Source organism: Nonomuraea sp. NPDC049709 (assembly GCF_040674815.1).
In the GTDB taxonomy this organism is placed as follows: domain Bacteria; phylum Actinomycetota; class Actinomycetes; order Streptosporangiales; family Streptosporangiaceae; genus Nonomuraea.
This window is the reverse complement of the sequence record NZ_JBFANM010000086.1, coordinates 12341-28956: the sequence shown is the minus strand read 5'-3', so window position 1 is coordinate 28956 and position 16616 is coordinate 12341. Positions and strand designations below refer to the sequence as shown.

Annotated in this window: 10 protein-coding genes and 1 pseudogene; 5 read left to right on the top strand and 6 right to left on the bottom strand. The window is 73.9% G+C overall.

The genetic code is table 11. From position 1 onward, the window contains the following. Positions 1-4 precede the first annotated feature (4 nt). On the bottom strand, positions 5-1414 hold the full coding sequence (locus AB0J69_RS51150; RefSeq protein ID WP_364133872.1) for an alpha/beta fold hydrolase: 1410 nt from the start codon (positions 1412-1414) through the stop codon (positions 5-7). A 281-nt stretch (positions 1415-1695) separates the two neighbouring features. Here AB0J69_RS51150 and AB0J69_RS51145 point away from each other — a divergent pair, with 281 nt between their 5' ends. Beyond that, positions 1696-4323 (top strand): protein kinase, encoded by a 2628-nt coding sequence (locus tag AB0J69_RS51145; protein WP_364133869.1) that lies wholly within the window; start codon positions 1696-1698, stop codon positions 4321-4323. Positions 4324-4631: 308 nt separating this feature from the next. On the opposite strand, the gene AB0J69_RS51140 is transcribed toward AB0J69_RS51145, so the two are convergent. Next, positions 4632-6083: a PepSY domain-containing protein gene (locus AB0J69_RS51140; protein WP_364133867.1), complete on the bottom strand. Its 1452-nt coding sequence runs from the start codon at positions 6081-6083 to the stop codon at positions 4632-4634. Positions 6084-6319: 236 nt separating this feature from the next. Continuing rightward, positions 6320-6958: a hypothetical protein gene (locus AB0J69_RS51135; protein WP_364133863.1), complete on the bottom strand. Its 639-nt coding sequence runs from the start codon at positions 6956-6958 to the stop codon at positions 6320-6322. Between the two features lie 233 nt (positions 6959-7191). On the opposite strand from AB0J69_RS51135, the gene AB0J69_RS51130 reads away from it, so the two are divergent. Beyond that, the gene (locus tag AB0J69_RS51130) at positions 7192-7827 is read left to right on the top strand and encodes a histidine phosphatase family protein (protein ID WP_364133860.1); all 636 of its coding nucleotides are present in this window, start codon (positions 7192-7194) and stop codon (positions 7825-7827) included. A 2-nt stretch (positions 7828-7829) separates the two neighbouring features. Further along, positions 7830-8840 (top strand): hypothetical protein, encoded by a 1011-nt coding sequence (locus tag AB0J69_RS51125; protein WP_364133857.1) that lies wholly within the window; start codon positions 7830-7832, stop codon positions 8838-8840. 9 nt (positions 8841-8849) lie between these two features. Here the strand turns inward: AB0J69_RS51125 and AB0J69_RS51120 are convergent, their stop codons facing one another. Both AB0J69_RS51120 and AB0J69_RS51115 read right to left on the bottom strand, forming a co-directional pair. After that, on the bottom strand, positions 8850-9806 hold the full coding sequence (locus AB0J69_RS51120; protein WP_364133854.1) for a polysaccharide deacetylase family protein: 957 nt from the start codon (positions 9804-9806) through the stop codon (positions 8850-8852). 217 nt (positions 9807-10023) lie between these two features. After that, on the bottom strand, positions 10024-10917 hold the full coding sequence (locus AB0J69_RS51115; RefSeq protein ID WP_364133851.1) for a LysR substrate-binding domain-containing protein: 894 nt from the start codon (positions 10915-10917) through the stop codon (positions 10024-10026). A 195-nt stretch (positions 10918-11112) separates the two neighbouring features. Here AB0J69_RS51115 and AB0J69_RS51110 point away from each other — a divergent pair. Further along, positions 11113-11433, top strand: a pseudogene (locus AB0J69_RS51110) (enoyl-CoA hydratase/isomerase family protein); the annotation flags it as partial. Positions 11434-11701: 268 nt separating this feature from the next. Further along, complete coding sequence (locus AB0J69_RS51105; RefSeq protein WP_364133849.1) at positions 11702-14980, top strand: glucodextranase DOMON-like domain-containing protein; 3279 nt, start codon at positions 11702-11704, stop codon at positions 14978-14980. A 22-nt stretch (positions 14981-15002) separates the two neighbouring features. Here the strand turns inward: AB0J69_RS51105 and AB0J69_RS51100 are convergent, their stop codons facing one another. Next, positions 15003-16526, bottom strand: a complete 1524-nt coding sequence (locus tag AB0J69_RS51100; RefSeq protein WP_364133917.1) for a cytochrome b N-terminal domain-containing protein — start codon at positions 16524-16526, stop codon at positions 15003-15005. Positions 16527-16616 lie beyond the last annotated feature (90 nt).

Here is a 16616-nt window from a genome sequence, read left to right as displayed (position 1 = left end):
GACTCTAGGCGGGGCGGCAGGTGGTTCCGGCCGGGGGCAGGCGAAGATCGCTCAGGTACGCGTTCGCGTGCTCGATCACGCAGGCGTTGCCCGTGAGATACAGGCCATGGCCGTGCCCGTCGAACCGGACCGTCCCCGACCCCGGCACCCTCCGCACGATGTCCGCCGTGTCCTCGTAGTCGGTCCACGTGCCCGCACCGAGGAACGGCGGCAGGCCGGAGGGCAGCGGGGCGGGCGGGTTCGTCACCGGGGTCGGCCAGCCGGTGCAGCCGAGCCGGTGCCACAGGCCCATCCCGGCCAGGTTCGGCGAGACCCGCTCGCCCATCGCCCGTACGGCCCGATAGTCGCGATAGTCACGGAAGCGCAGCCCGTCGGCGCACTGGGTGGCGTTCATGCCCACGAACGACGGCGGCTTCAGGCTCCCGATGCCCGCCTGCACGTACTTCGCGAACCCGGCCGCGTCCCCGCCCTCGGCCTGCCGGATGGCCTGCGCGAGCTGCCGCCAGCGCGGATACTCGGGCGCCGGCCCCGGCCCGACCACGTTGGGCATCGCGGCCACCTGCAGGTCGAACCCGCTGTACGTCACCGGCTCGCCCTTCACCGGAATCGGCGCCCGGTCGGCGGCTGCCACCAGCTTCCGCCAGCGCGCCTCCATGCCGGCCCCGCACGCGTCCCCGCCGGACCGGCACCAGTCCAGGAACCGCCCGAACTGCGCCTCGTACGTCCGGTACCGCACCCGGGCGTCCGTCATCGCGTCCCGGAGCTGGTTGACCGCCCCGTCCAGGTACATGGCCCTGATCCGCTCCGGGAACAGCCGGGCGTAGGCGACGGCCGGCACCCCGCCGTACGAGGTGGCCACGAAGCTCAGCCGCTCCTCCCCGAGTGCGGCCCGGATCGCGTCGATGTCGCGCGCCACGGAGGCCGAGTCGAGGCGGTCGAAGAAGCCCGGGTCGATTTTCCTGCACTCCTGCGCGCTCCGGCGCACCTGCGCTCCGAGCCGGGCGTACTCGCCCTGCGTGTCGGGCCGGCTGAGCCACGGGCCGGTGGCGAAGCACTTCTGCGGCAGCCGCCCGTACGTGGTGGCGTTGCGCGGTTCGAGGCTGACCACGTCGAACCGCTCGCGCAGCTTCGAGAAGCTGCCCCGGTAGTACGTGAGATCGTCGATCCCCGACCCGCCGGGGCCGCCGGGGATGCTGAACACGGTGCCCAGGCGCTGCCCGGTGGCAGGCAGCCGGGCGATGCGCAGCGTGATGGTGTGGCCGCCGGGCTCGGCCCAGTCCACGGGCACCTCGACGGACGAGCACTCCAGGTCCTTGGGCCGCTCGGCGCCCTGACACGCGTCCCAGTCCTCGCCGGTGGTCGGGGGAACGGTTGCGAGCGCGCCGAGCAGCGCGCCGATCGCCATGAGTTTCATGTCCCCCACGCTCGCCGCTCCGCGCGCCGATCTCGATCGCGGTACGGCCCGTCCTGGAGGTAGTGCCAGGACTACTTTCCACACGCGGAAAATGAAGGGCCAGGAAATAATCAGTGACATTTCTCTGACTATTTCCCGGAAATTCGGCCTCGACCGTCTATATCGCCTTCTGGGGTAATCCGGTGGGGTGCGGTGAATCGTAGTATCCAGTGCTGAGGCTTCCGCAGATGGTTCCGCAGATGGTTCCGCAGACGGTTCCGCAGATGGTGAAGAGGTGGGCATTGTCACGTCCGCGACCGGGACAGGACCTCGGGCGGATCGCCGGATACCGGCTCACCGGGTTTCTCGGGGAGGGCGGGCAGGGAGCGGTCTACCTGGGGCTCGACCCGTCCGGCGACCAGGTCGCGATCAAGGTGCTGCACGGCCGGATGTCGGAGGACGCCGAGGAGCGCCGCCGGTTCTTCCGGCAGGTGGAGCTGGCGCGCCGGGTCGCCCCCTTCTGCACGGCCCGGGTGCTCGACATGGGAATGTACGACGAGCGGCCGTACATCGTGAGCGAATACGTACGCGGCGATTCCCTCGAACGGGCCGTCAGGCAGGACGGGCCCCGCACCGGCGGCGGCCTGGAGCGGCTGGCGGTGGCGACCGCGACCGCACTGGCAGCCATCCACCGCGCCGGAGTCGTGCACCGCGACTTCAAACCGGGCAACGTCATCCTCGGGCCCGAGGGGCCGGTGGTGATCGACTTCGGCATCTCCCGCGCGCTCGACCACGCCGTCACCCAGACCGGAGCGGTCGGCACGCCCGGCTACATGGCGCCGGAGCAGGTCAGCATGGATTCGGTCGGCCCGGCGGCGGACGTGTTCAGCTGGGCCGCGACCATGGTGTTCGCGGCCACGGGGCGCCGCGCGTTCGCCGGCGACTCGGTGCCCGCCGTGCTGCGGGCCCTCCTGTACGAGGAGCCGGACGTGGCGGGGGTGCCGGAGTCGCTGCGGGGACTGGTGGTGGCCTGCCTGGACAAGAACCCGGCACACCGCCTCACGGCCGAAGACCTCGTCCGCACCCTGACCGGCCACCCCGCCCCCACCTCCCGCCTCCCCACCCCCGCGCCCTCGGCCCCCGCGCCCTCGGCCCCCGCGCCCTCGGCCCCCGCGCCCTCAGCCACCGCGACTCCAGCCACCGCGACTCCAGCCACCGCGACTCCAGCCACCGCGACTCCAGCCACCCCGACTCCAGCCACCGCGCCCGCTCCAGCCGCCGCGCCTGGAGCGGGCGCGGCGTCAGGGGCAGGGGCAGCTGTACCTGGAGCCACCGCTTCAGGCGTCGGCGCAACTGCGCTGGGAACCCCAGCCGGACCACCGGCGCCGCCGGAAGCCACAGCCACCGAGCCGGGGACGGTCGCGGTGGCGGCGGCAGACGCAGATGTGCCGGGTGCCTCAGGCCAAGCGCCGGGAGGAGGTGCGACTGCGCCCACGGTTCCAGGCCCAGCAGCGCCGGGCGCCTCGACCTCGGCGCCTACGGCGGATGCGGCGGTGGCGGGTGCCTCGGCCTCCGTGCCCACGGCGGGTGTGGCGGTGTCGGGCGCGTCAGCCTCCGTGCCTACGGCGGGTGTGGCGGTGTCGGGCGCGTCGGCCTCCGTTCCTAGGGCGGGAGCGGCGGTGGCGGGCGCGTCGGCCTCCGTGCCTACGGCGGGTGTGGTGGCGCCGGGTGCCTCGGCCGCTGTGCCGGGGTCGGTGGCGGCGGAGAGTGCGGTCTCCGCCGTGAGCCCGGCCGTGACCTCGCCCCTACCTCAGTCGCCCCCGCCGCCCCCGCCGTTCTGGCGTCGGGTGCCGCCTCAAGCGGTGCTGGCAGCTGGGGTCGCTGTTCTTGCCGTGATCGCCGTTCTCGTGGTGTCGATGTGGCCACGGACGACCGGTCCGAGCCCCGTTCTCGTCACCGGGCCGGCCACCGTGGCCGCCACCCCACCAGGTACGGAGATCGGCGACCCCCTGGCGGGGCACACCAACGACGTGCGGGCGGTGGCGGTGGGGACGGTCGACGGGGTGCCCGTCGCCCTGACCGGCTCGGACGACGAGAGCGCCCGCCTGTGGAACCTGCGTACCTCCCGGCAGCTCGCCTCCCCGCTGACCGGCCACACGGAGTGGGTGCGGTCGGTCGTGCTCGACCAGCTCGACGGCGCGCCGATCGCCGTCACCGCGAGCGACGACGACACCGCCCGCGTCTGGGACCTGCGAACCGGCCGGTCGCGCACCCTGGCCGGCCACACCGGTGACGTCAAGTCGGTGGCCACCGCTCGGATGGGCGGGCGGCACGTCGCCGTCACCGCCTCCGCCGACGGTACGGCCCGGGTATGGGATCTGCGTACGGGCAAGCAGTACGGCAAGCCGCTCACCGGCCACGACGGTGCCGTCTGGGCGGTGGCCGCCGGGCAGGTCGGGGGTGCGGCCATCGCCGTGACCGCCGGCGACGACAAGACCGTGCGGGTCTGGGACCTGGCCACCGGCAAGCAGCTCGGCGCGCCGATGACCGGGCACGCCGGATGGGTGCGGTCGGTCGCCATCGGGAACCTCGACGGGGTTCCCGTGGCGATCACCGGCAGCGAGGACATGACCGTGCGGGTCTGGGACCTGACCACCCGGAAGCCCCTCGGCGCACCGCTCACCGGGCACACGGCCCCGGTCTGGTCGGTGGCGATCAGCAACCTGGGGGAGGTGCCGGTGGCGGTGACGGGCAGCGAGGACAAGACGGCCCGGGTCTGGGACCTGCGCACCAGGAAGCAGCTCGGCACGCCGTTCACCGGGCACGACGATGCCGTCTGGTCGGTGGCGATCGGCCTGCTCGATGGCCGGCCGATCGCCGCCAGCGCCAGCCGCGACCAGACGGCCCGCACCTGGACCCTCGCCCGCTGAGCACCCCAGCCCTGGACCCGCCGAACACCCCGGCCCTGGACCCGCCGAACACCCCGGCCCTGGACCCGCCGAACACCCCCGGCCCTGGACCCGCTGAGCACGCCTGCCTTGGGCCAGCTCCGCCCGCTCCTGTCGCCGATCCGGTCCCCGCCCGTCCGGCGTCCCGCGCCCGGCGTCCCGCGTCACCAGGGTGCTGAGGTGCCGGAGTGCTGAGGTGCCGCGTCACCGCGTCACTGGGGCACCCGGGGCATCGGGGTGCTGGGGCGCGGAAGCACGGGTGCGGGGGTGCGGGGTGCCGGAAAACATCGTCAGCCGAGTACGCGGGTGGCCGCCGGGATGCGGCGCAGCAGGAACCGGTCCAGCAGCAGGACCACCACCATCGTGGCGCCCGCCAGCGGGAACAGCAGGCCGAGCAGCGCCATGATGGCGATCACCCCGTACGCCGTCCGCCGGTCCGTCGCACGGGCCGGAGCGCCGACGCGGCCGCGGGGGCGGCGCTTCCACCACATCCACGCCCCCGTGACCACCAGCGTGATCAGCGTCAGGCAGGCGCCGAGCATCACGATCAGGTTGGCCGTGCCGTAGCGGCGGCCCTCGTGCAGCGCGACGCCCTGCTCGACGGCCTTGGCCAGGACGCCGTACTCGGCCCAGCCGTAGGAGACCAGCACCCGGCCGCTGTACTGGTCGACGTGCAGGGTCTGCGCGGCCGACGGGTCGCGGCGCGGTTCGGCCACGATCGTGTAGACGCCCCGGGGACCGTCGGGCAGCAGCACCTTGAGGTCGCACTCGCCGGCCGGGCACGCCCTGATCGCGGGCCTGGCGGTGGCGAGGGCGGCCTCGACGGGCAGGGCGCCGGGCTGCAGCACGCCGTGGGTCCCGCCGTGCCCGGCGTGCCCGTCCTGCGAGGCGGGTACGGGCAGTCGCTCCGCCGCCCACGGCACCTTGGCGTCCGGGTTGGCGGACAGGTCGCCGGACAGGGGCGGGGTGGAGGTGTGCGGATAGTCGTCGGCGTTCGGGTAGGTCGACCCGGTACGGTCCTGGATGCGCTGCAGCCCGTCACCCCACACGCCCGACCACGGCAGACCGGACACGACCAGGAACACGACCACCGCGCCCCCGCCGACCCCGGCCAGGATGTGCAGCCGCCGCAGCCGCCCCCGCGCCGAGCGGGTCGCCCTCTTCCGGGTACGCCGGCCGCTCCACCACAGGTACGTGCCCGTGGCGACGAGGATCAGCGCCCAGCACGCGGCGATCTCCACCACCCGGTCGCCGACCGTGCCGGACATGAGCTCGCCGTGGATGGTCCGCACGACCCGCATGAACGTGGCACCGTCGTCGATCTGGCCGACCACGGCCGCCGTGCCCGGGTCCACGTACACGGAGATGCCCTGCGCCCAGGGGCCTGAGTCGGCGCCCTGGAGGATGACACGGGTGGTGCGGTCGGCGGACGTGGGCGGGATGACGGACATGACGGGCGAGCCGGGGAGCGTGCGCTGGGCGGCGGCGATCTGCTCCGACAGGGGGAGCGCCGTGGTGACGGGGCCGGCGAGGGTGCGGACGTCCTGGTAGCGCCACTCCTCGAAGGGCTCCTTGAAGAGGTAGATGGAGCCGGTGACGGCCAGGACGAGGAGAACGGGGGCGACGAACAGCCCGGCGTAGAAGTGCCAGCGCCAGACGGCCCGGTAACGCTGGGAGGCGGAAGAGGCGGTGGCAGCAGAGGGTGGCGGGATGGTTTCCGGCCGGGTCTCGACAGAGGTCATGGGGGCTCCGTTCCGAATGCGCGCACGCGTACGTGGACAGCGCGCGCCGCGATGCGAGCTGGGGGCGATGGCGTGGCGGTGCGGCGAAGGTCACGCGTTACGCCACGCGGATGCGCGAGGAGGATGAGGGAGCACGCGGACGCCCGGCGTCAGACGGCCGCACGTCACGTGATGAGGGCACGCGGACGCTTGGCATCAGACGGCCGTACGTCACGCGAGGTCGAGGTGTCGAGCCCCTAGCGCGGTGGTCCCCGGCGGCACAGAGCCCAGGCCAGCACCTGGGAGGTGAGGATGCCCGCGACCGGGCCGGCCGCCACCGGTCGTGGCCGGCGGGCGGGCACCGGGGGCAGGCTGTCGCGGGCGGCGGTCAGGAACACCCAAAGGTCGTGCAGCGAGCAGGCCAGCAGCCGCAGCAGCGCGGCCAGCGCGGTCTCGCCGCGGTCCAGCCACCAGGCCGACAGTGTCGCCACCAGCACGTGGGCCAGCAGCATCCCGGCCCCGGCAGACAACCCGCCGCCGCCATGGTGATCGGGCAGGGCGGCGGTGCCCATGCTCAGGCCTGTGCCGAGTCCCGTGCTGGGGCCCGTGGTGAAGAGCTGGTGCATGCCGTACTGGGCGGCGAAGGAGGCGGCGAGCAGCGTACCGGTGGATCTGCGGCGGCGGGCCAGGACGAACGCGCCCGCTCCCGTCACCACGGTCGCCGCGACCACCGTGCCCAGGTCGGCGATCGGCCCCCCGGCCAGCACGTGCATGCCCAGAGCGGCGAGCACGCAGACGACGGCGAACACCGCCGCACGCAGCCCGCGCAGGCCGGGCCGCCCGGCCTGCGCGGTGTCCCTGCTGCCGGTGCCGCTTCCTTTCTCGTCGGGGTTCATGCGCGATCACCGCTCACACCGACAGATACGGCGGGCGGGCGGCCGGAGTTCAAGGGATGTGACAGGGATTCAGGTATGGCCCGGGTTCCACGGTGTGCGGCTGGAGCTGAGCTGTAGGAGGTCCTTTACACGGGTTTGCGGTGGGCGGGCGTAATGTCCGGAGGGTGAGGTCCGGCCTGGCGCTGCTCGCGTCCGTATGCCTCCTGACGGGATGCGGCGGCGGAGCCGCACCCGTGCGCCCGACCTCACCGCCCCCACCCGCCAAACCGACCGCCGCGCCAAGCGCCGTGCCGACCGCCGTGCCGACCGCTACGGCGAGCGCTGCGCCGACCTCCACGGGGTCCGCGTCGGCGATCGCGGGGTCCGGGCTGGTGCGGTTGTTGCGCGGGGGCGGGCACGTGCTCTACCTGCGCCACACCGCGACCGAGAGCACCCAGGACGACCCCACCCCCGACCTGTCCGACCCCGCCACCCAGCGCCGACTTTCCGCCGAGGGCAGGGAGCAGGCGCGGGAGATCGGGCGGGCCGTGCGCCGCCTGGGCATCCCGATCGGGCAGGTGCTGGCCAGCCCCTACCGCCGTACCAGGGAGACCGCCGAGCTGGCGTTCGGGCGGGTGCGGGAGACGCGCGAGCTGATCAACGAGATCTACCCCGGCGCCGACGACGAGGAGCTGGCCCGCGCCCTGCGCGGTCTCCTGCGCCGGCCGCCGGACCCGGGCACCAACACCGTGCTGGTCTCGCACGGTTTCAACCTGAACCGCGCCACGGGCCTGACCTCGGCCGAAGGAGAGACGTTCGTCTTCTCGCCCGGCCGCGGGGAACCGGTGGCCACGATCGGGGTGGACGATTGGCGATCACTGAAGGAGTAGCCGTGACCCGCCTGGCAGCCGTACTCGCGATGCTGATCACGCTCGCCGCCTGCGCCGGTGAGCAGCCGTCAACGACCCGGCCCAGCCCGCAGCAGTCGGCGACGGCGCGGCCACAGCCGGCCGGGCCGGCCGTCGAGCGGTTCGACGTGCCGCAGGGCGCGGGACCGCACGACGTCGCCCCCGCGCAGGACGGCGGCGTCTGGTTCACCGCCCAGAACGCCGGCTACCTCGGCCTCCTCGACCCCGAAACCCGCGAGGTCACCAAGGTCCCGCTCGGCGACGGCTCCCGGCCGCACGGCGTCATCACGGGCCCCGGCGGGCACGCGTGGGTGACCGACAGCGGGCTCAACGCCATCGTCCGCGTGGACGCGGCCACCCTCCGGCCGCGCAACTACCCACTGCCCGGGGACCGCGCCGGCGCCGACCTGAACACGGCGGCGTTCGACCGGGCGGGCGTGCTCTGGTTCACCGGGCAGAGCGGCGTGTACGGGCGGCTGGCCCCCGACTCCGGCCGCATCGACGTGTACGACGCCCCCGGAGGACCGGGCCCGTACGGCATCACGGTCACGCCGGCCGGCGACGTCTACTACGCGTCCCTGGCGGGCGGCCACATCGCCAGGATCGACCGGGACACCGGCCGCGCCACGGTCCTGGAACCGCCGACCTCCGGGCAGGGCGCGCGCCGCGTCTGGTCCGACGACGAGGGCCGGATCTGGGTCAGCGAGTGGACCGGCGGCCGGCTGGCCCGCTACGACCCGGCCACCGACCGGTGGAAGGAGTGGCCGCTGCCGGGCGACGCCCCGCAGCCGTACGCCGTGTACGTGGACACCGGCGGCACCGTCTGGGTCAGCGACTTCGGCAGCGACCGGCTGCTCAGCTTCGACCCCGCCACGGAGCGGTTCACCCCCGCGAGCGGTGAGGCCGCGGGCGTGCGCCAGATCCACGGCAGGCCGGGCGAGGTGTGGGGCGCCGCCTCGGGACAGGACGCGCTCCTCCTCGTCCGGACGACCTGAGCCGGCGGGTCAGGTCAGGCCGAGCGGGCCGCCGCTGTAGACGATCCTCGGCGGCCTGCCCCCGAAGAGCCGGCTGACGGTGACGAACTTGTAGCCGCGCTTGGACAGGCTCTTCAGCACCTTCGGCATCGCCGTCACCGTCGTGGGGTGGATGTCGTGGAACAGGATGACGCTGCCCGGCCGCACTGACTTGATCGCCTTGCTGGCCACCTTGGCGCTGTCCCGGTGACGCCAGTCCAGGGTGTCCACGCTCCACAGCACCATCGGCCGCGTGGTCTGCAGGCGGACGGTCGCGTTGAGCGCGCCGTACGGCGGGCGGACGAGCTTCGGCCGGACGCCGGTGGCCGCCTTGATGGCCTGGTCGGTACGGGCGAACTGGGCGCGCACCCCGGCGACCGACAGCTTCGTCAGGTCGGGGTGGGACCAGGTGTGGCTGCCGATCTCGTGCCCGGCCGCGTACGTCCTGCGGACGACGGACGGGTTCGCGGCGACGTTCTGGCCGACGACGAAGAACGTGGCCCGGGCCCGGTGGGACGACAGGTGACGCAGGAGCGCGTCGGTGTACCGGCCGGGGCCGTCGTCGAAGGTGAGCGCCACGCACTTGGCGCGGCGGCAGTCGACCGGCTTGGCGGAGGCCGCGTGGATCGTGGTGATCAGCGGTTCGAGCGAGGCTGCCCGGGTCGCCTCGGTCCACATGTCGCGGGCGGCCGCGTGTGACGAGCTGAGCCACTGGGCCCGCGCGGCCGAGGATAAGATCCCCGGGGTCCCGCCGGTGCCGGCCTGGGCCGGGCCCGCGGTGGTGGTCCGTGCGGCTCCCGTGGTGCCGGCCTGGGCCGGGTCCGCGGTGGTGGCGAGGTGGCCCGCGCCACAGGTCGCCGTCAGCAGGACGGCCGTGGCGATCGCCCTCGCCGTCCCCCGTCTCGCCCCGGCCCGGGCAGGCCGCGGCGACATCGCGCCGATGTTCATCGATCCCCCTTGCGCACCGCCCCCGGTGCGTCACCCCTGAGCGACGACCCTGGCGACCGCCAGGACCGTTCCAACGGATTGGACTACCGTCGTTCGCCCCTGGTTCGCGGGAGACCGCTTTCCGGATGACGCGGCCGGCGGATCAGGAGCCGGCCGGGGGCAGCAGGGGCGGCCGACAAGGGGCTGGGGCAGCACGCGGGCGGCGACCGGGGACCGGTCAGGTGTGGCCGACCTCGCGTAGCCCCGCCAGGGCGGCCTCGGCGAACGCCGTGACCACCTCGCCGCCCTGCACCGGCGGCCACACCGCCGAGGTGGACCAGGTCAGCCGGGGCTCGTCGATCGGCCGCCAGACCAGCCCGGCCGGCAGCTCGTCGTAGGGCTCCTCGTTCAGGTGCGCGCCCAGACCGGACATGACCAGGCCGTGCACGAAGTGGGGGTTGCGGGCGTGCCGGATGGCGCTGGGCAGGAAGCCGTTGTCGCGGCACGCCTCCAGCATGTGGTCGTACAGGTGCGGTGCCATCTCGCGCGGGAAGATCACCAGGGGTGAGCCGTCGAGGGTGCGCAGGCGTACGACGTCCTGGCAGGCGGCCCGGTGGCCGACCGGCAGCACCACGCCCAGCCTGCGGTGCACGACCTGGCTCGACTCCAGCCCCACCGTGTCGCAGGGGTGCCTGACCAGGCCCGCGTCCAGCTCCTCCGCGCGCAGCTTGGCGAGCTGGCCGGCGGTGGTCAGCTCGTGCAGCTCCAGCAGCACGTCGGGGACGCGCTCGGTGAACCCGGTCACCAGCGTCCTGAGCGCCATCGGCGTGGTGTCCGGCGGCACGCCCGCGCGCAGCACCCCCGACGCGCCCGGCCGGATGCGGCGCATGGCCTCGCGGGCGGCGTCGGCGCGGTCGAGGACGCCCCGGGCGTGCTCCAGCAGCAGCGCACCGGCCTCGGTCAGCGTGACGCGGTGCGGGTTGCGGTCGAACAGCCGCACCCCCAGCTCCCGCTCCAGGTCGCGGATGCGCTGGGACAGCGGCGGCTGCGCCATGTGCAGCCGCTCCGCCGCCCGCCCGAAGTGCAGCTCCTCGGCCACGGCGACGAAATAGCGCAGGTGGCGTAGCTCCATCGGCCTCACCATATCGCTCTGGTATGGCCAGAGGTCGACATTGGTGTTGGCCACCGCCCGGTCCCACCTGGTTGTATCCCGGCAAGCCCGTTGACCTGCGAAGGGACGCTTGTGACTGTGCTGCTGGACCGCGATGGACCCGTCGCGGTGATCACCCTGAACCGGCCGGAGAAGCTGAACGCCTGGACCGCCGACATGCGGGAACGGCTGATCGAGCTGCTGCGCGAGGTGGGGGCCGACCCCCAGGTGGGCGCGGTCGTCCTCACGGGCGCCGGGCGGGCGTTCTGCGCCGGCCAGGACCTCGGCGAGACGGCCACGATCGACCCCGACGACCACGCGGCCTCCGACGCCTGGATCGACGGCTTCGACCGGCTCTACCGGGCGGTGCTCGACCTCGACAAGCCCGTCGTGGCCGCGGTGAACGGGGTGGCGGCCGGGTCCGGGTTCCAGTTCGCGCTGCTGGCGGACCTGCGCATCGGCCACGCCGGCGTCCGGATGGGCCAGCCGGAGGTGCTGTCCGGTATCCCGAGCATCACCGGCATCTGGGCCATGTGGCACGTCCTCGGCCGGGCTGGTCGCGGCGACGGGCAGCGCGATCGCGCCGGCTGGCTACATGGTGGTGATCGCCGTGGTGTCGCTGATCGTGGTGCTGACGTCGTTCAAGGAGACGCGCGGGCTGCGCCTGGACCGCGGGGTGGACGCGACGGCGCCGGCCGCGCGGGCTTGACAGCCGGCCGGGGCTGGTCTTCTCTCGACCCATCGGGGTCGGGAGGGGAGCCCTGGCATGCGTGTGATCCGTCGATCCGTCCTTGCCCTGATCACCGCCCTGATCGCCGCGGGCGCGCCGGTCGTCGTACCGGCCGGTCCGGCGCTCGCCGGGGCGCCCGCGGCGGGCGCGCCCGGCGCGGCGTCGCACTTCGGGATGGCCCGCAAGGACTGCGTGGGCACGGCCGCCGGCCGCGCCTCCAAGGTCTGGTACACCGTCGCCGGCGGCGTCCTGTCCGACGTGTACGAGCCCACGATCGACAACACCAACGTCGAGACCATGCAGTTCGTCGTGACCGACGGGAAGACGTTCACCGAGCTGCAGGCCCGTGACACCACCTACCAGGTGAGCACCGACCGCTCCGGCATGACCTGCACGATCACCTCGGCCAGCCGGACCGGCCGCTACCGCCTGACCACCACCTACGTCACCGACCCGGGCAGCGACGCCGTCGTCGTGCGCACCCGCCTCCAGCCCGCCGGCCTGCGGCTGTACGTGCGGCTCGACGCGAGCGTGAACGGCAACGGCGGCGGCGGGCAGCCCAACGGCGGCGCCGACAGCGGCGTGGTGGACGGCCCCACCGGCGCCCCCGTCGTCTGGGACGCCAACACCGAGACCTCCGCCCCGGCCCGCGACTACGCCGTCCCCACGTATCTGGCGCTGCGGGCCGAGCGGCGCCTGCCGCGGGCGAGCGTCGGGTACGCCGGCACGCCCGGCGACGGCATCGCCCAGCTCGACACCGCCCGCGAGCTCACCCCCTACACCGAGGCCCCGTCCGGCAACGTGGCCGCCACCGCCCGGCTGCCGATCGACGGCAGGGGAGAGGTGACGTTCGCGCTCGGCTTCGGGCGGAGCCGGGCCGCCGCGCTGCGCACCGCCGGCGAGGCCGCCGCCCGCCCGTTCGAGGGCACCCGGGCCCGGTACGAGGCCGGCTGGGCCGCCTACGACGCCGGGCTCCGCAGGCCGCCGAACGGGCTGGGCGACCTCTACCGGCTGTCGGCGAACGTGCTGAAGGCCAGCGAGGACAAGACGTTCCCCGGGGCGGTCGTGGCGTCCCTGGCCAGCCCGTGGGGGCAGGCGGTCGGGGCCGGGGAGCTGGCCGGCGGCAAGGCGGTCTTCTTCGGCTCCTACCGCGAGGTGTTCTCCCGCGACCTGTACGAGGCGTTCACCGGCTTCCTCGCCGCCGGCGACGTGGCCACCGCCCGCGCCACGGCCCGCTTTCTGCTGGAACGCCAGCAGCTGCCCGACGGCCGGCTGCCGCGCAACTCCCTGCTGAACGGGAAACTGGCCCCCGACTCGGGCGGCGACCAGCTCGACGAGACCGCGTACCCGCTGCTCATGGCCTACCAGGCGGGGCTGGCGGGCGACGCCGGGCTGTGGCCGCACGTGCGGGCGGCGGCCGACTTCGTGGTCTCGCACGGGCCCGCGTTCGGGGTGGAGCGGTGGGAGGAGCAGTCCGGATTCTCGCCGTCCACGATCGCGGCCCAGATCGCCGGGCTGGTCGCGGCCGGGGAGATCGCCGCCCGGCAGGGCGACCAGGACCGGGCCAGGATCTACCGGGCCACGGCCGACCACTTCGCCCGCTCGGTCAAGGCGTGGACGGTCACCACGACCGGCCCGTACGCGCCCCGCTACTTCCTGCGCCTGTCGCGCACCGGCGACCCGGACGCGGCGGTGTCGTACAACCTGGGCAACGGAGGTCCCACCGAGGACCAGCGGCGCGTGGTGGACGCGGGCTTCCTGGAGCTGACCCGGCTGGGCATCCTGCCGCCCGGCGACCCCGACGTGCTGGCCAGCCTGCCGGTCGTGGACCGCGTGCTCCGGCGCACCACCGCCCGCGGCCCCGGCTGGTACCGCTACGGCTCCGACACCCCCGGCACCGAGGACGGCTACGGCGACTGCCACGAGCCCGACCCCACCTCCTGCGCGCCGTCCGGCCGGCCGTGGCCCACCGGCAACACGGGCTCGGGCCACGTGTGGCCGGTCCTCGCCGGCGAGCGGGCCGAGCAGGCGCTGCAGAGCCGCGACCCCGGCACGGCCGCCGCGCTGCTGTCGGCCATGCGCGGGATGGCGTCGGGCACCGGCCTGATCCCCGAGCAGGCGTGGGAGAACCCGGACCTGGCCGCCTCCCCGTACGGCACCGACCCGGCCACCGCCTCCATCGGCTTCCGCGACGGCGGGCCCGCCGGCTCGGCGTCCCCGCTGACGTGGGCGCAGGCCCAGGTCGTCCGGCTCGTCCTGTCCCTCGGCTCCACCAGGCCCGTCGAGCAGCCCGACGTCGTACGGCGCCGCTACGCGACCATGCCGCAGGCCGCCCCGCTCACCGTCACCGGCCCGGCCGACGGCACCGCGGTCGCCGGCTCGTCGGTGGCCGTCGCGGGCACCACGGCCCCGGGAGCGCGGGTGGACCTCGCCGCCACGCCCATCGACACCGGTGCCCCCACCAAGGTCGTCTCGGTGCGCGCGGGCTCCGACGGCGCCTTCTCGGCCGTGGCCCCGGTCTCGTTCGGGGAGGTCGTGCTCACCGTCACGGCGACCGCCCCCGACGGCCGCACCGCGTACGCGCGGCGCACGGTCATCGGCGACATCGTGGGCGCCGCGACCGTGCTCGACGTCGCCGACCCGGACGGCGACGACGACGGCCCCGGCACCTACGCCTACCCGACGGCCGCCGACTTCCACGACGGGGCGTTCGACCTGCGCAGGTTCCAGGTCATCACGGACGCGAGCACCGTCTACCTGCGGGCCGAGCTGCGCGACCTCAGCCCCACCTTCGGCAACCAGATGGGCGCCCAGCTCCTCGACGTCTACGTGCGGGACCCGGCCGTGGCCACGACCTCGACGGAGGCGGCGTTCCCGCAGCGCAACCACCGGATCGCCGAGCAGGACGCCTGGTCGCAGCGGGTGGAGGCGCAGGGGTTCGCCGCGCCGGTGTGGGTGACCGCCGCGGGCACGGCCGTGGCGGGCGCGGCGGTCCGGGCGTCCGGGACCACGCGGACGATCACGATCGCCCTGCCCAGGACGGCCTTCGGCACGCCGGGGCCGGGGTGGCGCTTCGCCGTGGTGCTCACCGGCCAGGACGGGTTCAGCGCCGACCAGGCCAGGGGGTTCGCCGCGACGCCGCAGCCGTACCAGTTCGGGGTGTGCGCGCCCGGCGGCACCGGCCCGCTCTGCGCGGTGGACCCGGGCACGGTGCCGAAGGCGCTCGACGTGATCGTCCCGGCGGGGCAGTCGCAGGCGGACGTGCTGAACCCGCTCCTGGGCCCGGTGACCGTCCCCGCGGTCCCGGTCCCCTGACCCGGGACCGCGGGGACGGCGATCAGTCGCGGCTCCAGGAGCGCTGGAGCGCGTCGCGGATCCGGCGGCCGGCCGGGGGCGGGACGTCCCCGTTGGCCGCCGGCGTCAGCGCGGGCGGGGCAGGGGAGGCGGGCGGCACGAGCACGACCTGCTCCTCCTCGGTCACCGGCCGTTCGACCTCGGTGAACCCGCCTTCGGGCCCGCGGACGATCACGCCGGTCTCCACGCCGTGCTCGACCGTGTGCCGATCACGCTCCTGCAGCCCCAGGCAGATCCGCCGGGTGACCTCGTACGCCAGCACCGGCCCCACGACGAACGCCACGCGGAAGATCCACGTCGTCGCGTTCAGCGAGATGTCGAAGGTGGAGGCGATCACGTCGTTGCCCCCGGCCGCCCACAGCACCCCGTAGTACACGACGCCCGCGACCCCGAGCCCCGTCCGCTTCGGCGCGTTGCGCGGCCGGTCCAGCAGGTTGTGCACGGTGTTGTCACGGGTGACCCACCGCTCCACGAACGGGTAGAGCGCCAGGCCGGTGAACAGCAGCCCCGGCGCCGCCAGCGCGGGGATCAGCACGCTCATGGTCACGGTGTAGTCGAACACGGTGAACTCCCACGGCGGCATGAGCCGCAGCGCGCCCTCCAGGAACCCCATGTACCAGTCGGGCTGGGAACCGGCGCTGACCGTGCTGGGCACGTACGGCCCGTACAGCCAGATGGGGTTGATCTGGAACACCGTGGCCAGCAGCGCGACCACCCCGGTCACCCACAGCAGGAACGCCGTCGTCTTCGCCAGGAACGCGGGGTAGAAGGGGATCCCGCTCACCTGGCGGTTGCCGACCCCCTTCTCCCGGAACTGCGTGTGCGTCTGGTGCCACGTCAGCACCACCGCGTGCAGCGGGATCAGCAGGAGCAGCAGGCCGGGGATCAGCAGCACGTGGAGGCTGTAGAGCCGGGGGATGATGTCGCCGCCGGGGAACTCCCCGCCGAACAGGAACATCGCCACGTACGTCCCCACCAGCGGTATCGAGATCAGCACGCCGTGCAGGATGCGCAGCCCAGCCCCGGACAGCAGGTCGTCGGGCAGCGAGTAGCCGAACAGCCCGTTGAGCATCACCAGCCCGAACAGGGCCACGCCGATCAGCCAGTTCAGCTCGCGCGGCTTGCGGAAGGCGGCGGTGAAGAAGTTGCGCAGCAGGTGCACCACGATCCCGCCGAGGAAGATCAGGGTGCCCCAGTGGTGCATCTGCCGGATCAGCAGGCCGCCGCGCACCTCGAAGCTGATCTCGAGGGAGGACGCGTACGCCTCGCTCATCGTGACGCCGCGCAGCGGCACGTACGCGCCGTTGTAGACGACCTCCTGCATGCTCGGTTTGAAGAAGAACGTGAGGAAGACGCCCGTGATCAGGACGACCACGAACGCGTAGAGGGCGATCTCCCCCAACAGGAACGTCCAGTGGTTGGCGAACGCCTTGCGCATCGCCCTGTTCAGGAATCGGGCGCCGCCGACGCGATCGTCCAGCGCCCTGGCCAATGAGCCGACTTTCATCGTCACCCCGCACCCGGCTCGGTTGCATCGTCATGAGTACGACCGATTAGGGCGGCGAAATGTGACAGTTCCCGGGGTTATGTCGCTGCT

Bases quoted from the DNA above. Each gene is read 5' to 3' on its own strand.
- AB0J69_RS51120 (WP_364133854.1), bottom strand. From the start codon at position 9,806: ATGAACATCGGCGCGATGTCGCCGCGGCCTGCCCGGGCCGGGGCGAGA.
- AB0J69_RS51105 (WP_364133849.1), top strand. From the start codon at position 11,702: ATGCGTGTGATCCGTCGATCCGTCCTTGCCCTGATCACCGCCCTGATC.
- AB0J69_RS51150 (WP_364133872.1), bottom strand. From the start codon at position 1,414: ATGAAACTCATGGCGATCGGCGCGCTGCTCGGCGCGCTCGCAACCGTT.
- AB0J69_RS51135 (WP_364133863.1), bottom strand. From the start codon at position 6,958: ATGAACCCCGACGAGAAAGGAAGCGGCACCGGCAGCAGGGACACCGCG.
- AB0J69_RS51100 (WP_364133917.1), bottom strand. From the start codon at position 16,526: ATGAAAGTCGGCTCATTGGCCAGGGCGCTGGACGATCGCGTCGGCGGC.
- AB0J69_RS51140 (WP_364133867.1), bottom strand. From the start codon at position 6,083: ATGACCTCTGTCGAGACCCGGCCGGAAACCATCCCGCCACCCTCTGCT.
- AB0J69_RS51115 (WP_364133851.1), bottom strand. From the start codon at position 10,917: ATGGAGCTACGCCACCTGCGCTATTTCGTCGCCGTGGCCGAGGAGCTG.